The following is a 22,947-nucleotide window of genomic DNA, read 5'->3' as shown; positions in this document are numbered from 1 at the left end:
CAGAGTTGCTCGAATGTGACCCGCACCACAGGTGTATTCCTGGACAGCCGCGCGGAAACCCCGTTTCGATAGATCCCGCAAGGCCGACAATCTCGGCCGCGAATCAACGGGGAAATACCCGAATCTTGTCGCTGGCAATGGCGCTGGACGAGAGGTGTGGGGCATGTTAGCGATCCTGACGTGCGCGGAAGAAAAAGAGAGCGCGGCGCGGCCATGCTGAGCAGGCTGCTCCCGGCACAGGGTCCCGCGCGCGTCCTCACCGGCATCACCCTGGTCCACACCCTGGGCCAGGGCCTCTGGATGGCGCTCAACGCCATCTACGCGATCACCGTCCTGGACCTGACGCCCGGCCAGTTCGGCGTCGGCGTCGGCATCGCCGCCGGCGTGGCATTGGCGGTCTCCACCCCGACCGGCCACCTGGCCGACCGGGTCGGACCGCGTTCCGTCCAGATCTGGTCCTTCATCGCCCTCGGGCCACTGACCGCGGCACTGCTCGCGGTGGACGGCTTCGCCATGTACGTGGCCGTGGTCAGCGTGCAGGCCGTCGCCTACAGCGCGAGCCGCAGCGCCCGGATGGCCATGGTGGCGGGCCTGGTTCCGCCCGAGGAACGCGTCACCGTACGCGCCTATCTGCGGGCCACCAGCAATGTCAGCGTCTCCGTGGGCGCGGCACTGGCCGGTCTGCTGCTGGCCGTCGACTCGGTCGCGGCGTACGAAGGGGCCGTCGTCTTCAACGCAGCCACCTATCTGGCCACCGGGTTGCTCACCCTGCTGCTGCCCGCCGTCCCCGCGCAGCCGGCCCGGCCGGGACCCGCGCTGATCGTGCTGCGGGACCGGCCGTATCTGACCTTCATCGTGCTGGACGGGCTGCTGTCCATGCACAATCTGCTGCTCGACGTCGTCCTGCCGCTGTGGGTGCTCGACCGCACCGACGCCCCGCGGTGGATGATCGCGGCCATCCTGCTCACCAACACCGTCGCCGTGGTGCTGCTCCAGGTCAGGGCCGCGCGCGGGACGGACGAACCGCCCGCGGCCGCCCGCGCCTCGCGCTCGGGGTCGTGGTGCATCGCGGTCGCCTGCCTGGTGTTCTCGCTGACCGGCGACGCCTCGGCCCGGGTCGCCGGCGCGCTGCTCCTGCTGGGCGCGCTCGCCCATGTGCTGGGCGAGATCCGGCAGTCCGCCGGGAGCTGGGGCCTGTCGTTCGGTCTGGCGCCCGAGCACGCCCAGGGCCAGTACCAGGGCACGTACGCCATGGGGGCCGACCTGGGCAAGATGATCGCTCCCGCGCTGCTGACCTGGCTCGTGATCGAGCACGGAACCCTCGGCTGGATCGTCATGGCCGTCGGCTTCGCGCTGGTCGGGGCCGCCATGCCGGTCGTGACGAAATGGGCGCTGCGCAGCGGAAAGGCCGCGGCTGATTACGTCGCGGCCTGAGCCGTCGGAATTCCGGCATTCTCCCGACACTTCTTCCGGCGCGGCCGTAATTCGGCTCATCTCGATTATGGGCGCATGCGCACGGCCCGAGAATCAATAAAGAGGAGAGGACCACCATGACAGTGGGCGATATCTCCGCCGACTCGATCTCCGCCTACTCACCCATTGCGGCACCGGCATTGCAATTGCCCATCCGTGACGACGCCACCTCGGCACAGGGCATCGGGACGCACTCCTGGTCCTCCGGGTCCTGGCCCACGGACCTGGTCCATGCCGCCTTCACCGTGCTCGTCCACCGCTACAGCGGGCAGGACGACATCGTGCTGGCGCGGGCGGGGCGGGCCGTGCGGTCGTACGACGTTCAGGGCCTGACCCTCGGCGGGCTGGCCTCCGCCCTCGGCGAGCGGTACCGCGACGCGGCCCGCGGCGGCGGACCCGCCGATCTCGGCGACGGTCTGCGGGTCGGCACCGTCGACTCCGACGGCACCGCGCCCGTCGCGGAGGGCTTCGCGCTCCTCCTGGAGATCACCCTCGCCGGCTTCACTCTGCATTACGACCGCGCGCTCTTCACTCCCGAGCTGATCCGGCGCATGGCCGCCAACCTCGACACCCTGCTCGACGACGCCGTACGGCGCCCGCAGGCGCCCGTCGGCGACCTGGCCCTGCTCGCCGAGCCCGAACGCCGCCGCCTGTCGCAGGAGTTCAACGCCACCGCCCTCCCCTACGACCGCGGCACCACCCTGCACGCCCTCGTCGAGGCGCAGGCCGCCCGTACCCCCGACGCCCCCGCCGTCGAATTCAACGGCACTGTCCTGACGTACCGCCAACTCGACCGCCAGGCGAACCGGTTGGCGCGTGCGCTCGCCTCGGGTGGGATCGGTCCCGGCTCCCGGATCGGGCTCTCCCTGCCCCGCACCCACCACGCTGTCGCGCTGCTGTTCGCGGTGCACAAGGCGGGCTGCGCCTACGTCCCGCTCGACCCGGCCTATCCGGCCGACCGGCTCACCGCCATCGCCGCGACCGCCGACATGGCCGCCGTCGTCCATGACGGGGACACGGCCCCGGACTGGCTCGCCGGAGTGTCCGCGACCGCGCTGTCGTGGCCGGAGCTGTGGGAGAAGGCGTCCGCCGAGGACGACACACCGCCGGGCGTCACCGTCGGCCCTGAGGACACCACCCACCTCATCTACACCTCCGGCTCGACCGGCATACCCAAGGGCGTGGTGATCAGCCACCGCAATGTCCTCGCGCTCCTGGCCTGGTCCGAGGCCACCTACAGCGCCGAGGACCTGGCCCGGGTGCTGTTCTCCACCTCCCTCAACTTCGATCTGTCGGTCTACGAGTTGTGGGCCCCGCTCACCCGCGGCGGCTGTGTCGTGGTCGTGGACAACGTCCTCGCGCTCACGGAGGACGAGGGGCTGCGCCCCACTCTGGTCAACACCGTGCCGAGCGCGCTGAATGTGCTGCTCCAGCGCGCGGCGGTGCCTGCCTCGACGCGAGTGCTCAACGTCGCCGGGGAGCCGCTCTCCAAGGAGCTGGTGAACGCCGCTTTCGCCACCACGGACGTGGAGCGGCTCTACAACCTGTACGGGCCCTCCGAGGACACCACGTACTCGACGTGGAAGTGCTTCACCGGCCCCACCGACGAGGCCCCCACCATCGGCGTCCCGGTCCACAACACCGTCGCGTATCTGCTGGACGCCGACGGCAGGCCCGTTCCGCACGGCGCCACCGGCGAACTCCACCTCGGCGGCGACGGGCTGGCCGACGGCTACATCAACGACCCCGAGCGCACGGGCGCCGCGTTCGTGCCCGCCCCGGACCGTCTCGGCCCGGTGCCGGGCGGCCGGCTGTACCGTACGGGCGATCTGGCCCGCTGGACCGAGGACGGCGAACTGCGCTTCCTCGGCCGCAAGGACAACCAGGTCAAGGTGCGCGGCTTCCGGATCGAGCTGGGCGAGATCGAGTCGGTGCTGCGCGAGGTCGTGGGTCTGCGGGACGTCGCGGCGCTGGCCGTGGGCGGCGGCGCGGACACCCGGCTGGTCTGCTGGGTGGGCCTGGACGGCGCCGAGGTGACGACCGAGGCGATGTCCGCCCATCTGCGGGCCAAGCTGCCGCACTACATGCAGCCCGCCAAGATCCTGGTCGAGGAGCGGCTGCCCCGCCTGCCCAACGGCAAGGTCGACCGCAAGGCCCTCGCCGCCCGGCCGATCGACTGGGGCACGGACCCCGCCACAACTTTCACCGGCGACGACCCCGACGAGGCGAGCGTGGCCCGGGTGTGGTCCGAACTCCTCGGTCTGTCCGGGATCTCGCCCGACCTGGACTTCTTCTCCGTGGGCGGGCACTCCCTGCTGGCCACGCTGCTCGCGGCCCGGCTCTCCGACACCGCCGGGCGGCCCGTGCGGGTGGCCGAGATCTACGGCCACCGGACCCTGGCGGAACAGGCGGAACTGTTGCGACGTACCCGCGAACAGGCCGCCGACGAGGCCCCCGCTGACGCTCCCGCGCGGTTGCGCGCCGTCGCCGAGACGCTCCGTGAATCCGCCCGCGGCCACGGTGTTCCGGGCGCGAGTACGGCGGTGTTCCTGGACGGCCGGCTGGATCTGACGTACTACGGCGTCACCGACACCGACTCGCGCACCCCGTACGGTCCCCGGACCCGGCAGCGCGTCACCTGCATCAGCAAGGCGATGCTGGCCTTCGTCGCGCTCCGGCTCGTCGACCGGGGCCTGGTCGGCCTCGACGAGCCGTTGAACGAGCTGCTGCCGCGGGCCTTCCGGCGCCGCGACGGCCGTACCGTCGAGGTCACCCTGCGGCACCTGCTGTCGCACACCAGCGGCGTCGATGACTCCTACGAGGTCTGGCACGACACCGACCTGCCCGACCTGGACACCTATCTGGACTCCCTGGAGGGTTACGGCCAGCTCTTCGAGCCCGGTGAGGTCTTCGCCTACTCGGCGGTCGGCACCTCGATCGTCGCCGCGCTGATCGAGCGGCTCCTCGGGATTCCCTGGCGCCGCGCGGTCAACGAGCTGATGCTCACTCCGCTCGGCATCAAGGAGATCCCGGAGACCCGCACCGAGGGCGGGCACTACGGGCGTGCCGTCTCCACCGGCTACATATGGACCGAGAAGGTCAAGCAGTACGTACGTCATGACCCGCCGAAGCAGACCATCGCCGACGACGCCGCCGGGTCCTTCTCCGTCTGCCTGACGATCGCGGACCTGGCAAAGATCGCCCGGCTCGCCGTCGACGACGGTGTCACCGCCGACGGTGAGCGGCTGCTGTCGGCCGAGCTGGCGCGGCAGATGCGCACCCCCCAAGTCCCCGTCCCCGGCCATCACTTCATGCACGCCTGGGGGCTCGGCTGGCTGATGTTCGGACCGACCGCCTTCGGCTTCAACTCCAACGGCAGCGGCCACCACAACTTCATCCAGATCTTCCCGGAGGAGCGCTCCTTCCTGCTCCTGCTCGCCAACGCCTACCCGGCGTTCGGCCTCTACGAGGACCTGCTGCGGACCTTCACCGGCGAGGGCCTCATCCGCACCGGGCGCCCGTTCGAGATGGAACTCGACGACTGCGCCGGGCTCTACGCCTCCGACGGCTACCGGCTCCAGGTGGAGCGCGGCGCCGAGCATCTGCGCTACGCCTACTCCGAGCGGCAGCCGGACGGCGCGTGGCGGTGCCTCGACGAAGGCGACCTCGTCCTGTCCGGCGCGGGCGGATTCAGCTCCATGTCCGAGAAGAACATCCTCGCCGGTTCCATCTCCTTCATTCCCACACCCGGTACCGCCACTCCGGGCTACGTCCGGATCGGCCAGCGGTTCGCGAGGAGAACCCGATGACCCTGACAGCACGGCATGTGGTCTTCGTGACCTGGAAGGCCGGCAACGCCCCGGCGTTCGAGGCGGCCAAGCGGCTCGGCCACCATGTGACGCTCATCCGCTCGCAGTTGATGGAGCAGGCCCAGAACATCGACTTCGACGCCTCTCCCTATGGCGAGTTCGTCGACGAGGTCCATGTCCTGAAGGACGCCACCGACCTCGACGCCCTGCGCGCCTGTGTCCGGGCCGTGCACCGGGAGCGGCCGGTGGACGGGTTCGTCGCCACCGTGGACGCGCTGGTGGTCCCCGTCGCGCGGATCGCCGAGGAACTCGGCATACCGTTCACCGACGCCGCCGCGGCCGAGGCCGCCAAGCAGAAGGACCGCTGCCGGGACATCCTCGCGGCGGCCGGGGTCGACAGCACCCGGCACACCGTCGTCGACGGTTTCGAGGAGGCCGCCGCCTTCGCCGCCGCCACCGGCTACCCGGTCGTCGTCAAACCGGCCCGCGGCTCCGGCAGCGAGGGCGCCCATGTCATCGCCGACGAGCGGGAGTTGGCCGAGATCCTCGGCCTGGCCGACGCGGGCGTCTACGCGGCGGGCATCCTCGTCGAGGAGTACCTGAGCGGACGATTCCTCTCCGCGGAGATCGGCCTCGCCCACGGCCGGTTCCTCCGTCTGGCGGTCAGCGAGCGCTCCACCTGGCACCGCCACGAGGCGCTGGAGACCGGCACGACGATCCCCGCCGGGATCAGCGCCGACGACCACGACCGCGTGATGGAGTTCGCCGAGGCCGTCGTCGGCGCGCTCGGGCTGCGGCTCGGCATCTTCCACGTCGAGATCATGCTCGGCGCGGACGGCACGCCCCGGCTCATCGAGGTCAACCCGCGCCTGATGGGGTCCTGCCTGCCGAACCTGTTCCGACTGGCCGGCGGCGGCGACATCTTCGAACTCCTCGTCCGCATCCACATGGGCGAGGAGATCGAGCGCGGCCCGAGCGCCTTCAGCCACTACGCGACCGTCCGCTGGTTCGGCGCCGCCGACACCGTGCCGAGGCCCCGCCGCGTACCGGACCTCGACTGGGCCACCGCCGAGCACGGCGACACCCTGCACTCCTTCACCGTCCGCTTCCCCGACGGCGACACGCTCCTGCCCTGCCGGGGGAACCTCGGCAACTTCGGCGAGGTCCAGGTCGTGCACGCCGACCGCGCGACATCGATCCGTATCGCCGAGGACATCGTCGCGAGCATGGCCGACCGACTCGGTTTTGAGGTGACCAGATAATGGCCCCGACCGCCTTCTACGACCAGACCCGCAGGCAACTCGCCCGGCTGGGCCTGCCCTTGGGCGACCTGGAGCGCATTCCGCGCTCCGACAGGACGTTCCCCGACGGTGGGCACTTCCGTATCGAGGTGCCCACCGTGAACACCGTCCAGGCCGCCGAGACCCTGCTCGGCGAGAGCCGCCGCCGGGGCTTCACCATCAACCGGATCACCGAGACCCGCGGCATGTACCGGCACACGGCCCGCGAGATCGGCACGTATGTCGCGCTCGGCAAGGAGTACGGCACCGAGATCCTCATGTCGGTCGGGCCGCGCGCCACCTACGACATCGGCGGCGGCGTGCAGACCCCCGAGGGCTCCCGCATCGGCTACCGGCTGCGCGGCCAGGACCAGATCGTCCGGGCCGTGGAGGACGTCAAGCGCGGCATCGGCCTGGGCGTGCGCGGCTTCGTCGTCTACGACGAGGGGCTGCTGTGGGTGCTCGGGCGGCTGCGCAGCTCCGGTGAACTGCCCGCCGACATCCATCTGAAGGTCTCCGCGCACTGCGGCCAGGGCAACCCGGCCTCGGCGCAGATGCTGGAGATGCTCGGCGCGAACAGCTTCAACCCGGTGCGCGATCTGACGCTGCCGATGATCGCGGCGCTGCGGCAGGCGGTCCTGATCCCGCTGGACTGCCATGTGGACAACCCCCGGATGTCCGGCGGGTTCATCCGCACCTACGACGCCCCCGACATCGTGCGGGCCGCCGCGCCCGTGCACCTCAAGACGGGCAACAGCGCCCTCGACGGCCACGGTGTCAGCCCCACCCCGCCCAGCTCGACGACATCCTGCGGCAGGTCGAGATCGTCACCGAGTTCCTCGCCCGGCACTATCCGCAGGCCCGCCAGAGCGGCGCCCGCGCCACGGACCTCGCGGGTGCCGTCTCCGGGGTTCCCGGGCTCCCCGGGCTCCCCGGGAAGGAGGCCTGACCCGTGTGCCGCATCTACGGCTGCTTCGGAGGCGAACGCGCCGAATCCGACGTACTCGACGCGGTTGCGGCGGCGATGCTTCCGGGCGGGCCGGACGAACAGACCCGCCGCGACGGCGACGGCTGGACGCTCGGCACCAACCGGCTGGCCATCCAGGGCGTCGACTCGGGCCACCAGCCTTTCGCGCGCGGCCAGTTGACCTGCGTCTTCAACGGTGAGATCTACAACCACCGGCAATTGCGGACCGAACTCGCCGCCCGGGGCTACGCCTTCGACGACGGTCACTGCGACGGAGACGTCCTGCTGCCGCTGTACGAGCTGTACGGGGACGCGTTCACCGCCCGCCTGGAAGGCATGTTCGCCATCGCGCTGGTCGACGAGCGCGCGGAACCCACGCTGAAGCTCTTCACCGACCACGCGGGCATGAAGTCGCTCTACTACTACCTGTCCGCCGACGGCCGCCGCCTGCGCTTCGCCTCCGAACTCCAGGCCCTCAGCCGGTTCCCCGACTTCCCCGACGAGCTCGACCCACTCGCCGTCGACCGCTACCTCGGCGGCAAGGCCGTCTGGGGGCCGGGCACGGTCTACTCCCGGGTGCACACGCTGGAGCCCGGCTCGACGCTGCGGTTCGCGGACGGGCGTACGACCGTCACGCACACCCCACTCGAACCCGCCGATCCGCACTGGCCGGACGGTGATCCGACCGTCGCCGCCGCGGCGGAGCTGCTGGACGAACTGCTGCGCGCCGAGGTGGGCCGGATGGTCGACGCCGATGTGCCCGTCTGCGTCATCACCAGCGGAGGGCTCGACTCCAGCTACACCACGGCCCTCGCCGCCCATCTGGTGTCCGACGTGGCCTCGTTCAACATCGCCTACCACGGCGACTGGCCCGCCGACGAACGGCACCATGCCGCGGAGGTGGCCCGGCACTGCGGCACCGCCCATCACCAGGTACTGCTGGACCCGGCAGGTTTCCCCGAGTTGGTCGAGCGGTTCGTCCGGCACCTGGACCAGCCCAACAACGCCCCGCACAGCCTCAGCACGTTCGCCCTGTTCGAGGCTGTTCACCAGGCCGGTTTCAAGGTGGCCCTGACGGGCGACGGCGCCGATGAACTCTTCGCCGGGTACGCGCGGTTCGTCAAGGCCGACCGGGACGGCGCCGCCTCCTGGCATCGCACCTACCAGGGCACCATGGCCGCGGCCGACACGGCGGCCCTGGACCGGCTCTACACGCCCGACTATCTGGCCCATGTCCGGACCGCGGGCGGGTACTTCGGCGACCGAAGCGGCGACGAGCTCGACCGCCGGGTGCGTTCGGGGCGGCGGGGCAAGCTGGAGACGCTGCTGCGCTACGACCAGTTCGAGCGGTTCCCGTACTACATCCTGCGCCGCGTCGACCACTTGAGCATGGCCCACTCGGTGGAGGCCCGGATCCCCTTCCTCCAGCCGTCCGTGATGCGCCTGGCCCACGCGCTGCCCGCACACGTCAAGGTGGCCGGCGACACCGTGAAGGCACCGGTGGCCGAGGCCGCCCGGCGCTGGGTGCCGCGCGGCATCGTGGAGCGGCCGAAGCAGCCGTTCACCCTGCCCGTCACCGCGATGATCAAGCCGGGCGAGGCCCTGTACGACATGATCGGCGACCTGCTGCTCGGACCCGGCGCCCGCTGCCGCGACTACGTCCGCAGGGACACGGTCCAGGACGTCCTCCGCACCCAGACCGAGAGCCCCGCGGCCCACGCCGCCGAGCTGCTCTGGTCCCTTCTGATGCTGGAGACCTGGCTCTCCGCACGCAGTCTCGACCCCGCCCCTCTCACGGAAGGCACCCGCCGATGACCGACACGACCCGGACCACGCCCGCCGTCACGTCCCTGCTGGCGGGCGTCACCAAGGACGACATACGCCGCGACCCGTTCCCGCACGTCGTCATCCGCGACGCGCTGCCGCGGGACCTCTACGACGCCCTCGCCGAGTCGATGCCGACCGTCGAGTACATCGGCGAGCGGATCGGCAAGCCGATCACCTCCAACGAGCGCTACAACTACATGTCCGAGCTGATCCTGAACGACCCGGCGATGCCCCAGGTGTGGAAGGACTTCGTCACCTACCACGGCTCGCCCGCCTTCTACGAGGAGTTCCTCGACCTGTTCCAGGAGGACCTGCTCGCCAACCTCCCCGACGCGGAGGAACAGACCGGCCCCTTGCGGGAGTTGCGTGTGGGCCGCCGGCACCGGGACAGCTTCGAGACCCACGACATCCTCCTGGACTGCACGGCCGTCATCGGCTCGGCCGTCACCGGCAAGCCGTCCAGCTACCGCGGACCGCACGTGGACAAGCCGTACAAGCTCTTCGGCGGCCTCTTCTACATGCGGCTGCCCGAGGACGACGCGGTCGGCGGCGACCTCGTCCTGTACAAGTACCGGCCCGGGGCGCACAAGTTCCACACCAGCGCCTCCGAGTACGGCGACAACCGCTTCGACATCGACCCGAGCTATGTCGAGGAGGTCACCACCATCCCCTACGAGAGCAACACCCTGGTGCTGTACCCCATCAACCGCCTTGCCCTGCACGGGGTTTCGGTGCGCAGCCTGACCCGGCACCAGCGTCGCTTCGTCGCCCTCGTCGGCGACCTCCAGCACCCGCTCTTCGACCTCGCTCTCTGAGAGGCACACCGTGCTCCCCTTCGACCAGCGCACCGGGAAGATCTGGTACGACGGCACCCTCGTGGACTGGGCCGACGCCAGACTCCATGTGCTCAGCCACGGACTGCACTACGCGTCCAGCATCTTCGAGGGCATCCGCGTCTACGGCGGCACGCCGTTCCTGCTGAAGGAGCACATCGCCCGGCTGGGCTCCTCGGCACGCGTCCTCGACTTCGCCCTCGAGTACGGCGACGACGAACTGTACGAGGCGACCCTCGCGGTCGTCGCCGAGGCGGGCATCACCGAGGGCTACGTCCGGATGAACGCCTGGCGCGGCTCGGAGATCATCCAGACCGCGGCGCTGAAGACCTCCATCCACACCTCGGTGGCCGCCTGGGAACTCCCGGAGGGCTACTACGCCGCCGCGGACGCCCTGGAGAAGGGCATCTCCCTGGTCACCGGCCGCTATCGGCGGCCCTCGCCCGAGTTCGCGCCGGTCAAGAGCAAGGCGGCCGGCAACTACATGATCGGCACGGTCAGCAAGAACGAGGCGCTGCGGGCCGGTTTCGACGACGCGCTGCTCCTGGACGACCGCGGCAACTTCGTCGAGGCGACCGGGGCGCACCTGTTCTTCACCAAGGACGGCGCGCTGCACACCCCGACGACCCGCTGCACCATCGAGGGCCTCACCCGGGCGTGTGTGCTGGCGATCGCCGAGCGCGAGGGCATCGACTGCACGGTCGGGGATCTGCCGCCGGAGTTCGCGGGCGAGGCGGACGGCGCGTTCCTGTGCGGCACCGCCTGCGAGATTCTGCCGGTCGCCCGCATCGATGATCACTACTACGCCCTCGGCGGCAATGACGTACTGCGCAGGATCGTCACCGGATACCGGGAGCTGACCGAGGGACGCGCCGAGATGCGCATCCGGTAACGACGAGCAAGGGCACGTGCAATGGGAGCGGTTGAGGCGCTGGAGAAGCTGGTACCGGTGGTGCTGGCCTTCGGCTGCGGGGTCGTCCTCGCCAGGCGGAAGGTCGTACCGGCCGAGAGTTCGAAGGTCTTCGCGGACTACGCCTTCCTCTTCGCCGTGCCCTGCTTCCTGTTCGGGAACATCTACCGCAGCGATCTGGGGGCGCTGTTCGACTGGCGGGCCATCACCGGCTACGCGACCGCGGCCGGCGCCGCAGCCGTGCTCACCGGAGTGGTGGCGCGAGCCACCGGCGTACGCGACCCGCGCGGGGTGGCGCTGCGCATCATGGCGGCCGTCCAGGTGAACACCGCCTATTTCGCGGTGCCGGTGTTCATCATGCTGTTCGGGAACGCGGCGCCGATCTTCCCGGTGCTGCTGTTCCAGGTCTGCATCCTCTCCCTGGTGATCATCTCGATCATGGAGCTGGGGCGCCCGGACCGGGTCGGCAGCCCGGCGCGGCGGCTCGGCTCGGCCGTCACCGCCTCGCTGCTGACCCCGGTGGTCATCGCCTGCAACGCGGGCATCCTGCTCAACCTGGTGTCCGTGACGGTGCCGGGGGTGGTCCTCGACAGCTTCACGTTCGTCGGTGACAGCGCCTCGCCGGTGGCACTGTTCGCGCTCGGGCTGCACCTCGGCGGCAGCGGTCTGAACCTGCGCGGCACCACCTTGGAGGAGGTGTGGATCATCGCCTTCAAGTGCGTCGCCCTGCCCCTGATCACCTACGGGGTCTGTCACCACCTCTTCGGCGTCGACGGCCAGTGGCTCAGCTACCTCGTGCTGATCGCGGCCATGCCCGCGCCGCAGAACCTGTTCATCTTCGCCCAGCGCTACGACGTCGGGGTCGACATGTCCGCCGCCCTGGTCGTCAAGAGCTCGCTCGTCGCACTGCTCCTGCTGCCGCTGTGGACGCAGTGGGCGGGGCAGGCGGCCTAGAGCCTGTGGCACCGCACGACCGTACGCGTCCGACCGATCATGAAAGGCAGTTCCGTGACATCCAGCGCACAGCTCACCGAAATCACCGTCCAGCAGGTCGCCGGCCGAATAGGCGCCGAGATCTCGGGCGTCGACCTGCGGGAGGAACTCGACGAGGCGACCGTGGCGGAGATCCGCCAGGCCGTGCTGACCCACCGCGTCGTGTTCTTCCGCGGCCAGGACCTCACCCACGCCCAGCACATCGCCTTCGGCCGCCGCTTCGGCGCGCTGACCCGGCGCCCCGGCAAGAAGCACGGCGTCCACCCCGAGGGCCACCCGGAGATCCTCACCGTCGACCCCAAGCGGGACACCGAGCGCTACGGCGCCGACTTCGAGGAGCACTACCGCCGCAAGTGGCTCTCCCCGCTCGCGGGCTGGCACAGCGATCTCACCCAGGCGGTCAATCCGCCCAGCCTGTCGATCCTGCGTGCCGAGAAGACCCCGGACTTCGGCGGCGACACCCAGTGGACCAACACGGTCGCCGCCTACGAGGGCCTGTCGGCGCCGCTGCGGGAGTTCGTGGACGGGCTGACGGCGGAGCACGCCTTCTTCACCGCCGTCCATCTGCGCCACTCCGACGAACGGGACCGCGAGATCCTCAAGCTCTACTGCGAGGACCCGCAGGTCGCCGTGCACCCGGTGGTACGCGTCCACCCCGAGACGGGCGAGAAGGCGCTCTTCGTCAGCCCCGGCTCGACCACCCGGATCACCGGGTTCACCGAACTGGAGAGCCGCCATCTGCTGGAACTGCTCTTCCAGCATCTGACCAGCGCCGAGTACACCGTCCGGTTCCGCTGGGAGCCCGGTTCCATGGCCTTCTGGGACAACCGCAGCACCTGCCATCTCGCCCCCACCGACTTCGCGCACCTGGACGTCGACCGGGTGATGCACCGCGTCACCGTGCTCGGCGAGCCCGCGCAGGGACCTGATGGATTCGTCTCGCGACTGGTGTCCGGGGAGCCGATGCGCGCCTGGTAGCGGGAGCAGCGCCTGAGCGAGCCTGTCGGGCCGGGCCCGCCTACGCTGGAAGCGGACAATTCCCCCTTTCCGGAAAGGGGGCGGCCATGGCTTCCCCTTCGAAGGCGGGCGCGGCGCTCTCCGCGCTGCGCGAGGATCTCAGCGGTGATGTGTTCGCCCCGGGCGACCCGGGCTACGACGACGCCCGCATCGTCTTCAACGCGATGATCGACAAGCGCCCCGCCGTCATCGCGCAGTGCGTGGACGAGGCCGACGTCGTGCGCTCGGTGCGCTTCGCCCGGGATCTGGATCTGAACATCGCGGTGCGCGGCGGCGGCCACAGCGTGGCGGGCTCGGCGCTCAACGACGGCGGTCTGGTCGTCGACCTGCGCCATATGCGCGGGGTCACGGTGGACCCGGCGGCCGAGGCGGTACGGGTCTCGGGCGGCGCGACGATGAGCGACCTGGACCACGCGACCCAGGCGCACGGTCTGGTCACGACCGGCGGCCGGGTCTCCACCACCGGCGTCGGCGGCTTCGTGCTCGGCGGCGGCTCGGGCTGGCTGGACCGCTGGAGCGGGCTGGCCGTCGACAACCTCATCGCCGTCGAACTGGTCACCGCCGACGGCCGTCAGGTCCACGCGAGCGCCGACGAGAACCCGGACCTGTTCTGGGCGCTGCACGGCGGTGGCGGCAACTTCGGCGTGGCGACCTCGCTCACCCTGAAGCTCTACGAACTGCCCGAGTTCTCCCTCGCGTTCCTGCTGTACCTCCCGGAGTACGGGAACGAGGTCGTACGCACCTACCGCGACCTGATCGCCGTGGCACCGAACGAGGCGAGCGGCGGCGTCCTGTATCTCACCGGCCCGCCCGAGGAGTTCTGCCCGCCGCACCTCCAGGGCACCCTGCTGTGCGCGGCGGTCCTGACCTACGCCGGGGGCGAGGCGGACATGCGCAAGGTGGCCGAGCCGCTGCTGGCGCTGCCGCACGAGGTGGAGGTCGTCGTCGGGGCGATACCGTACGTCGACGCGCAGTGCATGATCGACGATCCGCCGGGCATGCGGAACTACTGGTCGGCGGAGTATCTGACGGGGCTGCCGAACGACTACGTCGACGTGTTCTGCGCGGGCGCCGAGTCGATGCCCGTGCCGTCCGGGACCATCCATGTGGTGTTCCCGCAGGGCGGCGCCATCGCCGACGGTCCGCACGAGTTCCCGGTGCCCTACCGGGACGCACCCTGGGCCACGCACCCCTTCGGCATGTGGGAGGACGCGGCGGACGACGAGCGGGGCATCCAGTGGGTCCGGGACGTCCGGGCCGGCGCACAGCCCTGGAGCACGGGCGCGGTCTACCTCAACTTCATCGGCACGGAGGGCCCGGACCGGGTGATCGCCGGGCTCGGCGCGGACAACTACCGGCGCATGGAGGAGATCAAGCGCCAGTACGACCCGGACAACGTGTTCCGCTTCAACCACAACATCAAGCCGAGGTGAGCGCCGCCAGCGTCCTTTCCCCGCCCGGATCCCCGGCCGTCGCCGGGACCAGCGCGATCTCGTCCAGGCCGGCCTCCGCGTAGGCGTCCACCCGCGCGCGTACGGTGTCCAGGTCGCCGACCAGGCCCATGACGCCCGCCGCCGCCTCGGGCACCCGCGGCTCCTCCCCCGCCGCCGCCCGCCGCACCGCCTCGCCGAGCCCGGCGGCAGCGAACACCTCGCGGTAGCCCGGCACCGTCAGGTACCCGTCGATGCCGCGCAGGATCTGGGCCAGGGACGCTGCGTCGGGGTCGACCGCGGCGGGCAGCCAGGCGGCCAGCGTGGGAGGCGTACGGCCCTCCCGCTCGGCCGCGGCGTGCAGTTCGGCCCGGAGTTCGCGGACCTGTTCCGGGGAGACCGTGTCGAGGAGCATGCGGTCGGCGTGCCGGGCCGCCGTGCCGATGGCCCGCTCGCCGAAGGCCGCCACGGTGAGCGGACCGCCGGGCGCCCGGTGCCGACGCAGGAAGCCGCTGCCGGGCACGACCGGCTCACCCGGCGCGACGGGCAGCAGCGCCCGCACGGCCGCCGCCGACTCCTCCAGTACCGCCGCCGGGCGCACCCGGGCCCGCCCGTGCACCCCCTCCACGACCCGCTTGCTCGACGTACCCAGCGCCACCCCGACCGACCGGCCCGTCACCGCCGCGCAGGAGGCCGCGCCCCGCACGATCGTCAGCGGATCGCGTACCGACACCGGCACCGGGCCCGCCGTCAGCGCGACCCGCTCGGTGCACCGCCCGATCGCCGTGGCGAGGACGAAGGAGTCCCAGGTCGGCCCCTCCCCCGCCCACACCTCCCGATAGCCGAGCCGGTCGGCGGCCAGCGCCACCCGCAACGGCTCCTCGATCGCACTGTCGTCCTCCCGCGCCACGGCGACCACACTGAATTCCATGCAGGCGCGGCTACCCCGCCATGGGCACCCCAACCGGCCTGCCGCACCGCCCGGAGATGTCCCGGAGGCACGGGCCCAGGTAGCGTCCGCCTATGGACAGCGGCAAGGACAGCGGCGGGGCCGGCAGATTCGACACCCAGGGCGCCGGGATCACCGTGCAGCGGGCACTGGAGCTGCCCGGCCTGCGCGGCGGGCTCCCGGAGATCCTGGCGGGCGCCGACCGGCTGGGGCGCACCGTGCGCTGGGTGCACGCCGGCGAGGTGCCCAACATCGCCTCGCTGCTCAAGGGCGGCGAGCTGCTGCTGACCACCGGCTACGGCCTCGGCACCCGCCCGGCCGAACAGCGCGCGTTCGTCCGCACGCTGGCCGAGCGGGGCATCGCCGCCCTGGTGGTGGAGCTGGGCCCGCGCTTCACCCGCTTGCCCGCGGCCCTCGTCGACACGGCACGGTCGGCCGGCCTTCCGCTGGTCCAACTGCACCGCGAGGTGCCGTTCGTGACGGTCACCGAGGAGATCCACACCGAGATCGTCAACGGCCACTACGCGCTCCTCCAGCGCGCCGAGGAGGTGCACCGTCGCTGCACCGAGGCCCTGCTGGGCGGCGGCGGGATCCCCCAGGTGCTGGGCATCCTCGCCGACTTCAGCGACAACCCGGTGTTCCTGGAGACCACCGACGGCCAGCTCCTGTACGCGGCCGGCTCGGGACCTGAGAACGCCGATCCGCTCCAGGTGTGGGAGGGCCTGCGCGGCCAGCACAAGGACGCGCCGCCGCCGGCGGGCTCGGTCCTGGTCGACGTGCCGGGCGGGGGTCCGGGCACGGGCTCGGTCCGCGCACGGCTGGTGCTGCTCCCGGTACGGGGTCCGCTGGCACCGGTGCACCGGATCGCGGGTGAACGGGCCGCAGGCATCCTCGCCGTGGTCCTGATGCAGGCCCGCCAGGAGGAGGAGCTGGCGGCCCGGGGCCGCGGCGACTTCCTCACCGACCTCGCCGAGGGACGGATCGCCGCGGAGGACGCGCCCGCGCAGGCACGCGTGCTGGGCTTCAAGCCGGGCGACAGCCCCCTGCTCCCGGTGGTGATGCGCCTCGGCGACGCGCTGTCCCCGGGCGGCGGCTGGGCGGTACTGGCCCGCGCGGTCGCCGAGGAGCTGGCCTCGGTGGGGGTTCCGGTGCTGCTGGGCGTACGTCCGGTGGAGGGCCGGGTCCCCCTTCTCCTGGGCCTGCGCTCGGAGTCGGAGCGCTCGGCGGTCGCGGACCGGGTCGCGGCGGCGCTGCGGGCCGGGGTGGAACGGGCCGGGATGCAGCGGCCCGGGGCACAGCCGCCGGTCGTGGTGGTGGGCGTCGCGGGCGGCTGGGCGGCGGCCTCGGCGAGCCTGCGGCACGCGGCGGAGACGGCCACGGCGGCGCAGGGCCTGACCGACCGCCCTTGGTACGACGCCCGCCGCCTGGACATCGACCTGCTGCTGTGGCGGCTGCGCGACCATCCCGACCTCGCGGCCTTCGTGGACCGCGCGATCGGCCCGCTGCGCGACCACGACGCCCGCTCCAAGCCCCCGCTGCTGCCGACGCTCCAGACCTATCTGGCCCACGCGGGCCGCAAGGCGGAAACGGCCCGCGAACTGCACCTGAACCGCCAGACCCTCTACAACCGCCTGGCCCGCATCGGCGAGTTGCTCGGCACGGACCTGGACGACCCCCAGGCGGTACTGGCGTTGAGCCTCGCCCTGCGCGCCCGCCGCCACGTTCCCTAGATCAACGGCCGCGGCTGGGTCAACTCGTCGTACACACTGAGCACTTGGGCCACCGTCTCGTCCTCGGTCGGCCAGGTCGCCGCCTGCCGCACCCCCCGCTCCCTGAGCAGCTCGCACCGATCAGGGTCACCGAGCAGTCCTACGACGGCCTCGGCGAGGGCCTGCGGATGGCCGTACGGCACGAGTTCGGCGGCGTCGCCGACGAGTTCGGGCAGCCCCCCGACCTCGGTCGCGACCAGCGGCACGCGCGCGTGGAGGGCTTCCTGCGCGAGCACGGACCGCGCCTCCCAACGGCTGGGCAGCACGGCGAGATCGGCGGCGGCGAGCAGCTCGCGCACGTCGTCGCGCCGCCCGATGAGCCGCACCGGCAGCCCCTCTTCCTCGATACGGCGCTGGAGTTCGCCCCGCAGCGGACCCTCGCCCGCGATGACGACGAGCGGCAGGGGATCCAGGCGCCGCCATACGCGCGCGGCGTCCAGCAGGACCTCGTAGCCGCGATGCCGGTCGAGAGATCCGACGGCGATCAGCAACGGGCGCCCGGTGGCCCCGAGTTCGGCCCGCACCTTGGGGCTGAGCCGCTCGGTGTCGGCGTGCTCGTTCTCGGCGGTACGGCGGGGTCCGGGCAGCGACACGGCGGCCAGCCGGGCGTCCCGCGCACCGGTGCGCCGGGCCCGGTCCACGAGCGCGGAGGTGGTGCCGAGCACGACGGACGCCGCCTTGGCGACCCGCCGCTCCAGCAGCCGTACGAGATGGGCGCGGGCACCCTCGGCATACGCGCGGTCGTGCCAGGTGACCACAAGAGGCGTACGGCGCCCGCTCAGCGCGAGGACGGCACGGAAGGAGGCGTGCAGCCCGTGCGCGTGCACCAGGTCGGCGTCCGCGCAGGCCGCCCGGAGCGCGGCGACGGAACCGGGATCGCTGCTGCGCGGCACATCCACGTGTTCGGCGCCGACCCCGCTGAAGTCGTAGAGGTGATCGGCCTCCGTGGGGGCGCACACCGTGACCCGCACGCCTCTCGCCACGAGCCCCGAGGCCAGCGATCGCACATGCACGCTGCTGCCGGCGTTGCCTCCGCCCAGCACCTGCACGGTGCGCAGCGGCGACTGGCCGTGCGGTGAGTGGCTGCTCACGGGGGTCACGTGGCCAGGCTCCTGGTTCGGGGTCGGGCGGTCACGAAGAAAGTACAGAAGGATCGAGCGGAGGGGGTGAACCGCGTGGATCCCTGCGCGTACGACATGCACTGCCAAGGATGCCAGGACGCGCGGCCGTTCCGGCAATGCCGGGGTTCACGGGAACCGTGACGGGTACGGCCGGAAGTGCCGTCCGCTCACCCACTCGGGTGAGCGATGGTACGGGTGTTCGCAGCGCACTGAAGCGCGGGCCGAGCCCCCGACCGCGCCACCTCGCTCACCGCGTCCCCGTACACCGCCGCGCCCACGACCGCCGCCGCGTGCGCCACCAGCCCGGCCCGCCCGTTACCCGCGACGATCGCGGCGCCCAGGGCCGCACCCAGCGCGTGCGCCCCCGTGTCACCGAGCATGGACCGCTCGCCGACGTCGTCCGGGAGCACGGCAGCGGCGGCCCCCATAGCGGCGGCGCTCAACTCCCGCGCGGCACCGCCCCGCAGCAGTCCAGGCGCCCCGAGGGCGAGCACCGCACCCACGGCCCGCCCCGGCCGTACGTCCACCAGGTTGACGAAGTGCGCGGTACCGGCGACGACCACCCCGGCGAGCAGCTTGTCCACGGCCCGCTCCTTGAGCAGCGCACCCGCGAGCAGCCCGGCCGCCCCGACGCCGAACAACTTGACGGCACCGCTGGTGACTTCACCGTCCCGGAGCGCGGACAGATGCGCCCGAAACCCACGTCGCGGATCCCCGGCACCGAAGACATCGTCGTACGCCCCACAGGCCCCGGCGACGAGCACGGCAGCCCCGACGCCGGGCTTGAGCTGAGCGATACCGATGGCACCGGCCAAGGCGCTAGCGGGCCCGGCATGCAGGTCGAGGGCCCGCCCAGCGTGGTTCAAGCGCTGCCCACGGCCGGGGGCCTGGGCACGGAGAAGGGAAAGACTGGCGCGGGTGAGAAGGCCGGTGAGGACAGCACGACTGATCATCCCGCAACCCAAGCATGCCTATCGGGGCGCGGGGAACTGCGCGACCAGCCCCCACACACCCGCAGCCGCCGAACAACCAATCCGCACCCCCGAATAGGCGCTACCCGTCCCCCCGAGCCGTCGCCAACAACTCCTCCGCATGCGCCCGAGCAGTCTCCGAATCCTCCTGCCCCGCCAACATCCGAGACAGCTCCCGGACCCGCTCCTCCCCCTCCAGCACCTTCACACCGGACCGCGTAACCGAACCGTCGTTGGTCTTCTCCACCAGCAACTGCCGGTCGGCAAACGCCGCGACCTGCGGAAGATGAGTCACGACGACAACCTGCGCGGTCTTCGCCAGCTTCGCCAGCCGCCGCCCGATCTCGACCGCGGCCTTGCCGCCGACGCCCGCGTCGACCTCGTCGAACAGATACGTCGGCACCGGATCCGTCCCCGCGAACACGACCTCCACGGCCAGCATCACGCGGGACAGCTCACCACCGGACGCCCCCTTGGCGATGGGCCGGGGCGGCGCCCCAGGATGGGGGGCGAGCAGCAGCTCGACCTCGTCCGCACCGGCCGGCCCGTACGCGACCGCACGCCCGCCGACCTCCACGCCCTCCGGGTCCTCGCTCTGCCGGATGTCGAAGGACACGCGCGCGTGCGGCATCGCCAGCGAAGCCAGCTCGGCGGTCACCGCGGCCGCGAACCGCTCGGCGGCCTCGGTCCGCGCGTCCGTCAGGGCCTGTGCAAGACCACCCAGTTCGACCCGCAGCGCGTCCCGCTCGGCGGTCAGCTCGTCGATCCGCTCGTCGTCGCCGTCCAGGTCGGTCAGCCGTGCCGCGCCTTCCTCGGCCCAGGTGAGCACGGCGGCGACATCGGTGCCGTACTTCCGGGTCAGAGCCGTCAGCGCCGCCCGCCGCTCCTCGACGGCCGCCAGCCGCAGCGGATCCGCGTCGAGGTCGTCGGCGTACCCCGCCAACTCGCCCGCCACATCGCCGAGCAGGATCCCGATCTCCCCGATCCGGTCGGCGAGCGCCGCCAGCGCCGGATCGTGCGACCGTACGGCGTCCAGCGCCCGCTGCGCACCCGCGACGAGCGTGGCGGCGTCGATGCCCTCGGGGTCCTCGGGATTACCGGCAAGGGCCGCGTGAGCGGCCGTGGCGGCGGACGACAGCGCCTCCGCGTGCCCGAGCCGCTCCGCCTCCTCCGCCAGCTCCACGTCCTCACCGGCGCGCGGCTCGACGCCCGCGATCTCGTCGAGCCCGAAGCGCAGCATGTCGGCTTCCTGGGCCCGCTCACGCGCGCGTGTGGTGATCTCGTCCAGCTCGGTGGCGACGGCCCGCAGCCGCCGGTAGGCCTCGCCGTACTTGGCGAGCGGCACCGCGACGGCGTCCCCCGCGTACCGGTCGAGCGCCTGCCGCTGCCGGGACAGCTTCAACAGCCCCTGCTGGTCGGTCTGCCCGTGCACGGCCACCAGATCGTCGGCCAGCTCGGCGAGCAGCCCGACCGGCACACTGCGCCCACCCACATGGGCCCGCGACCGTCCCTCGGCGGAAACGGTACGGCTGATCAGCAGCGCCCCGTCGTCGAGCTCGGCCCCGGCCTCCTCGGCCCGGACGACGGCCGAGGTGCCCTCGGGCACGGTGACCCGCCCCTCGACCACCGCCTTCTCGGCGCCGATCCGCACCAGCGCCGGATCCGCACGCCCACCGAGCAGCAACCCGAGGCTGGTGACCACCATGGTCTTGCCCGCACCCGTCTCACCCGTGACCGCGGTGAACCCGGGCGACAGCTCGACGACCGCGTCATCGATGACTCCGAGCGACCGTATCCGCATCTCTTCCAGCACGGACAAGACCATACGAGGTTGGGCCGCCAGGACGCGAGGCACCCTGTCACCCACGGGAGTGGAGATCTAGTGCGGCGCCCCCCGCCACCCGGAAACAGGCAGCGCAAACTTCGCAACAAGCCGATCCGTGAACGAAGCGTGATGCAGCCGGGCCAGCCGCACCGGCACAGCCCCCCGCCGCACCTCGACCCGCGCCCCCGGCGGCAACTCGACAGTCCGCCGCCCGTCACACCACAGAACCCCCGGCGGAATATGAGGCAACACCTCAACCGCCAACACGGAGTCCGGCGACGTGACCAACGGCTTGGCGAACAGCGCATGCGCGGAGATCGGGACCATCAGCAGCGCCTCGACCTCGGGCCACACCACAGGCCCACCGGCGGAGAAGGCATACGCGGTGGAACCGGTGGGCGTCGACAGCACGATCCCGTCACACCCGAACCCGGTGACCGGCCGCCCGTCGATCTCCAGCACCACTTCCAACAGCTTCTCGGCGCCCGCCTTCTGCACCGCCGCCTCGTTCAGCGCCCAGTCCGTGTGCACGATGTCGCCGTTCTGGTGGACGACGACATCGACCGTCATCCGCTCCTCGACCTCGTACGCCTTGGTGACCACCCGGTCGACGACCTTGTCCAGATCGTCCCGCTCGGCCTCCGCGAGGAACCCGACCCGCCCCAGATTCACGCCCAGCATCGGCACCCCGGACGCCCGAGCGAACTCCGCGCCGCGCAGCAGCGTCCCGTCACCCCCGAGCACGATCAGCAGCTCGCAGCCGTCCAGGCACTGCGGAGTCGCCTCCTTGACCAGTTCCACGCTCTCCGGCAGCGGCAGATCGGCGGCCTCCGCCTCCAGCACACGCACCCCGATACCGGACCGCAGCAGCCCCTTCACCACCAGCTCCGCGCTGCGGATCGCCGCGGGGCGACCGGTGTGGGCCAGCAGGAAAACAGTACGAGCTCGGTTCTGTGTCAACGCGGCCCCTCCGCCACTGCACGGTCAACGTCGGCCGGGTCCAGCGCCAGTGCCCCGGACCGCAGCCAGAGAAAGTACTCGACATTCCCGGACGGCCCCGGCAGTGGACTCGCCGTGACCCCCCGCACCCCGAGCCCCAGTTCCCAGGCCCGCTGTGCCACACCCCGTACCGCCTCGGCGCGCAGTTCCGGACTGCGCACCACACCCCCGCTGCCCAGCCGCTCCTTGCCCACCTCGAACTGCGGCTTGACCATCATCACCAGATCGGCGTCCGGCTTCACGCACCGCACAAGGGCGGGCAGCACCAGTCCGAGCGGGATGAAGGACAGATCCCCGACCACAAGATCCACTGGCTCCCCATCGATCGCTTCGAGCGTCAACTCGCGTACGTTCGTACGGTCCTTGACGGTGACGCGTTCATCACTCCGGAGAGTCCAGGCGAGTTGGCCGTAACCGACGTCCACGGCGACCACGTGCGCGGCCCCGGCCCGCAGCAGTACGTCCGTGAAGCCGCCGGTGGACGCCCCCGCGTCCAGCGCCCGCCGCCCCTTGACGAGGAGCCCCTGCGGGACGAAGGCGGCCAGCGCGCCGGCGAGCTTGTGGCCGCCGCGCGAGACGTACTCGGGATCGCTGTCGTCGGAGGAGACGACGATCGCGGCGGCGGTCTCCACCTGGGTGGCCGGCTTGGTCGCGACGGTCTTGCCGACGGTGACCCGCCCGGCGGCGATCAACTGGCTTGCGTGCTCGCGCGAGCGCGCGAGCTTCCGCCGGACCAGCTCGGCGTCCAGACGGCGACGTGCGACTCCTGCCACG

Annotated in this window: 16 protein-coding genes; 10 read left to right on the top strand and 6 right to left on the bottom strand. The window is 71.7% G+C overall.

All coding sequences use genetic code 11. The features are described 5' to 3' along the window. The first annotated feature begins 213 nt into the window (after positions 1 to 213). The 9 genes from BN159_RS33535 (at position 214) to BN159_RS33490 (ending at position 14,542) form a co-directional block, all read left to right on the top strand. On the top strand, positions 214 to 1,434 hold the full coding sequence (locus tag BN159_RS33535; protein ID WP_015661480.1) for an MFS transporter: 1,221 nt from the start codon (positions 214 to 216) through the stop codon (positions 1,432 to 1,434). A gap of 116 nt (positions 1,435 to 1,550) precedes the next feature. Continuing rightward, positions 1,551 to 5,282: a non-ribosomal peptide synthetase gene (locus BN159_RS42995; protein ID WP_015661479.1), complete on the top strand. Its 3,732-nt coding sequence runs from the start codon at positions 1,551 to 1,553 to the stop codon at positions 5,280 to 5,282. Further along, positions 5,279 to 6,544: an ATP-grasp domain-containing protein gene (locus tag BN159_RS33525; RefSeq protein WP_015661478.1), complete on the top strand. Its 1,266-nt coding sequence runs from the start codon at positions 5,279 to 5,281 to the stop codon at positions 6,542 to 6,544. The genes BN159_RS42995 and BN159_RS33525 overlap by 4 nt, the downstream gene beginning before the upstream one ends. Positions 6,545 to 7,514: 970 nt before the next feature. Then, positions 7,515 to 9,344: an asparagine synthase (glutamine-hydrolyzing) gene (gene asnB / locus BN159_RS33515; RefSeq protein WP_041820204.1), complete on the top strand. Its 1,830-nt coding sequence runs from the start codon at positions 7,515 to 7,517 to the stop codon at positions 9,342 to 9,344. Next, on the top strand, positions 9,341 to 10,171 hold the full coding sequence (locus BN159_RS33510; RefSeq protein ID WP_015661475.1) for a hypothetical protein: 831 nt from the start codon (positions 9,341 to 9,343) through the stop codon (positions 10,169 to 10,171). Before asnB ends, BN159_RS33510 begins: the two co-directional genes overlap by 4 nt. 10 nt (positions 10,172 to 10,181) lie before the next feature. Next, positions 10,182 to 11,081: an aminotransferase class IV gene (locus tag BN159_RS33505; RefSeq protein WP_015661474.1), complete on the top strand. Its 900-nt coding sequence runs from the start codon at positions 10,182 to 10,184 to the stop codon at positions 11,079 to 11,081. 21 nt (positions 11,082 to 11,102) lie between these two features. Continuing rightward, on the top strand, positions 11,103 to 12,053 hold the full coding sequence (locus BN159_RS33500; RefSeq protein WP_015661473.1) for an AEC family transporter: 951 nt from the start codon (positions 11,103 to 11,105) through the stop codon (positions 12,051 to 12,053). A 39-nt stretch (positions 12,054 to 12,092) separates the two neighbouring features. Further along, positions 12,093 to 13,070: a TauD/TfdA dioxygenase family protein gene (locus BN159_RS33495; protein ID WP_015661472.1), complete on the top strand. Its 978-nt coding sequence runs from the start codon at positions 12,093 to 12,095 to the stop codon at positions 13,068 to 13,070. A gap of 86 nt (positions 13,071 to 13,156) precedes the next feature. Continuing rightward, on the top strand, positions 13,157 to 14,542 hold the full coding sequence (locus BN159_RS33490) for an FAD-binding oxidoreductase (protein WP_015661471.1): 1,386 nt from the start codon (positions 13,157 to 13,159) through the stop codon (positions 14,540 to 14,542). Here the strand turns inward: BN159_RS33490 and BN159_RS33485 are convergent. After that, positions 14,529 to 15,470 (bottom strand): LLM class F420-dependent oxidoreductase, encoded by a 942-nt coding sequence (locus BN159_RS33485; RefSeq protein ID WP_015661470.1) that lies wholly within the window; start codon positions 15,468 to 15,470, stop codon positions 14,529 to 14,531. The two genes, BN159_RS33490 and BN159_RS33485, sit on opposite strands and share 14 nt — an antisense overlap. 92 nt (positions 15,471 to 15,562) lie before the next feature. On the opposite strand from BN159_RS33485, the gene BN159_RS33480 reads away from it, so the two are divergent. Beyond that, entirely contained in the window at positions 15,563 to 17,218 is a 1,656-nt protein-coding gene (locus BN159_RS33480) for a PucR family transcriptional regulator (RefSeq protein ID WP_015661469.1), read from the top strand. On the opposite strand, the gene BN159_RS33475 is transcribed toward BN159_RS33480, so the two are convergent. The 5 genes from BN159_RS33475 to BN159_RS33455 form a co-directional block, all read right to left on the bottom strand. Beyond that, positions 17,215 to 18,357: a glycosyltransferase family 4 protein gene (locus tag BN159_RS33475; protein ID WP_015661468.1), complete on the bottom strand. Its 1,143-nt coding sequence runs from the start codon at positions 18,355 to 18,357 to the stop codon at positions 17,215 to 17,217. The two genes, BN159_RS33480 and BN159_RS33475, sit on opposite strands and share 4 nt — an antisense overlap. 188 nt (positions 18,358 to 18,545) lie before the next feature. Beyond that, the gene (locus tag BN159_RS33470; RefSeq protein WP_015661467.1) at positions 18,546 to 19,331 is read right to left on the bottom strand and encodes a hypothetical protein; all 786 of its coding nucleotides are present in this window, start codon (positions 19,329 to 19,331) and stop codon (positions 18,546 to 18,548) included. 100 nt (positions 19,332 to 19,431) lie between these two features. After that, positions 19,432 to 21,174 carry a DNA repair protein RecN gene (recN, locus tag BN159_RS33465; RefSeq protein ID WP_015661466.1) on the bottom strand — a complete coding sequence of 581 codons (1,743 nt, stop codon included), beginning with the start codon at positions 21,172 to 21,174 and terminating at the stop codon, positions 19,432 to 19,434. A 54-nt stretch (positions 21,175 to 21,228) separates the two neighbouring features. Next, positions 21,229 to 22,134, bottom strand: a complete 906-nt coding sequence (locus BN159_RS33460) for an NAD kinase (RefSeq protein ID WP_015661465.1) — start codon at positions 22,132 to 22,134, stop codon at positions 21,229 to 21,231. Continuing rightward, positions 22,131 to 22,946, bottom strand: a complete 816-nt coding sequence (locus BN159_RS33455; RefSeq protein WP_015661464.1) for a TlyA family RNA methyltransferase — start codon at positions 22,944 to 22,946, stop codon at positions 22,131 to 22,133. The genes BN159_RS33460 and BN159_RS33455 overlap by 4 nt, the downstream gene beginning before the upstream one ends. Between the last annotated feature and the right edge of the window lies 1 nt (position 22,947).

This window comes from Streptomyces davaonensis JCM 4913, assembly GCF_000349325.1.
GTDB classification, from domain to species: domain Bacteria; phylum Actinomycetota; class Actinomycetes; order Streptomycetales; family Streptomycetaceae; genus Streptomyces; species Streptomyces davaonensis.
Note: the sequence above shows the minus strand (reverse complement) of the source record. Positions and strands in the feature narration are given on the sequence as shown.

Excerpts from the sequence above, each read along its gene's own strand:
- BN159_RS33535 (WP_015661480.1), top strand. The coding sequence starts at position 214 with ATGCTGAGCAGGCTGCTCCCGGCACAGGGTCCCGCGCGCGTCCTCACC.
- BN159_RS42995 (WP_015661479.1), top strand. The coding sequence starts at position 1,551 with ATGACAGTGGGCGATATCTCCGCCGACTCGATCTCCGCCTACTCACCC.
- BN159_RS33525 (WP_015661478.1), top strand. The coding sequence starts at position 5,279 with ATGACCCTGACAGCACGGCATGTGGTCTTCGTGACCTGGAAGGCCGGC.
- BN159_RS33510 (WP_015661475.1), top strand. The coding sequence starts at position 9,341 with ATGACCGACACGACCCGGACCACGCCCGCCGTCACGTCCCTGCTGGCG.
- BN159_RS33500 (WP_015661473.1), top strand. The coding sequence starts at position 11,103 with ATGGGAGCGGTTGAGGCGCTGGAGAAGCTGGTACCGGTGGTGCTGGCC.
- BN159_RS33495 (WP_015661472.1), top strand. The coding sequence starts at position 12,093 with ATGAAAGGCAGTTCCGTGACATCCAGCGCACAGCTCACCGAAATCACC.
- BN159_RS33490 (WP_015661471.1), top strand. The coding sequence starts at position 13,157 with ATGGCTTCCCCTTCGAAGGCGGGCGCGGCGCTCTCCGCGCTGCGCGAG.
- BN159_RS33485 (WP_015661470.1), bottom strand. The coding sequence starts at position 15,470 with ATGGAATTCAGTGTGGTCGCCGTGGCGCGGGAGGACGACAGTGCGATC.
- BN159_RS33480 (WP_015661469.1), top strand. The coding sequence starts at position 15,563 with ATGGACAGCGGCAAGGACAGCGGCGGGGCCGGCAGATTCGACACCCAG.
- BN159_RS33470 (WP_015661467.1), bottom strand. The coding sequence starts at position 19,331 with ATGATCAGTCGTGCTGTCCTCACCGGCCTTCTCACCCGCGCCAGTCTT.
- recN (WP_015661466.1), bottom strand. The coding sequence starts at position 21,174 with ATGGTCTTGTCCGTGCTGGAAGAGATGCGGATACGGTCGCTCGGAGTC.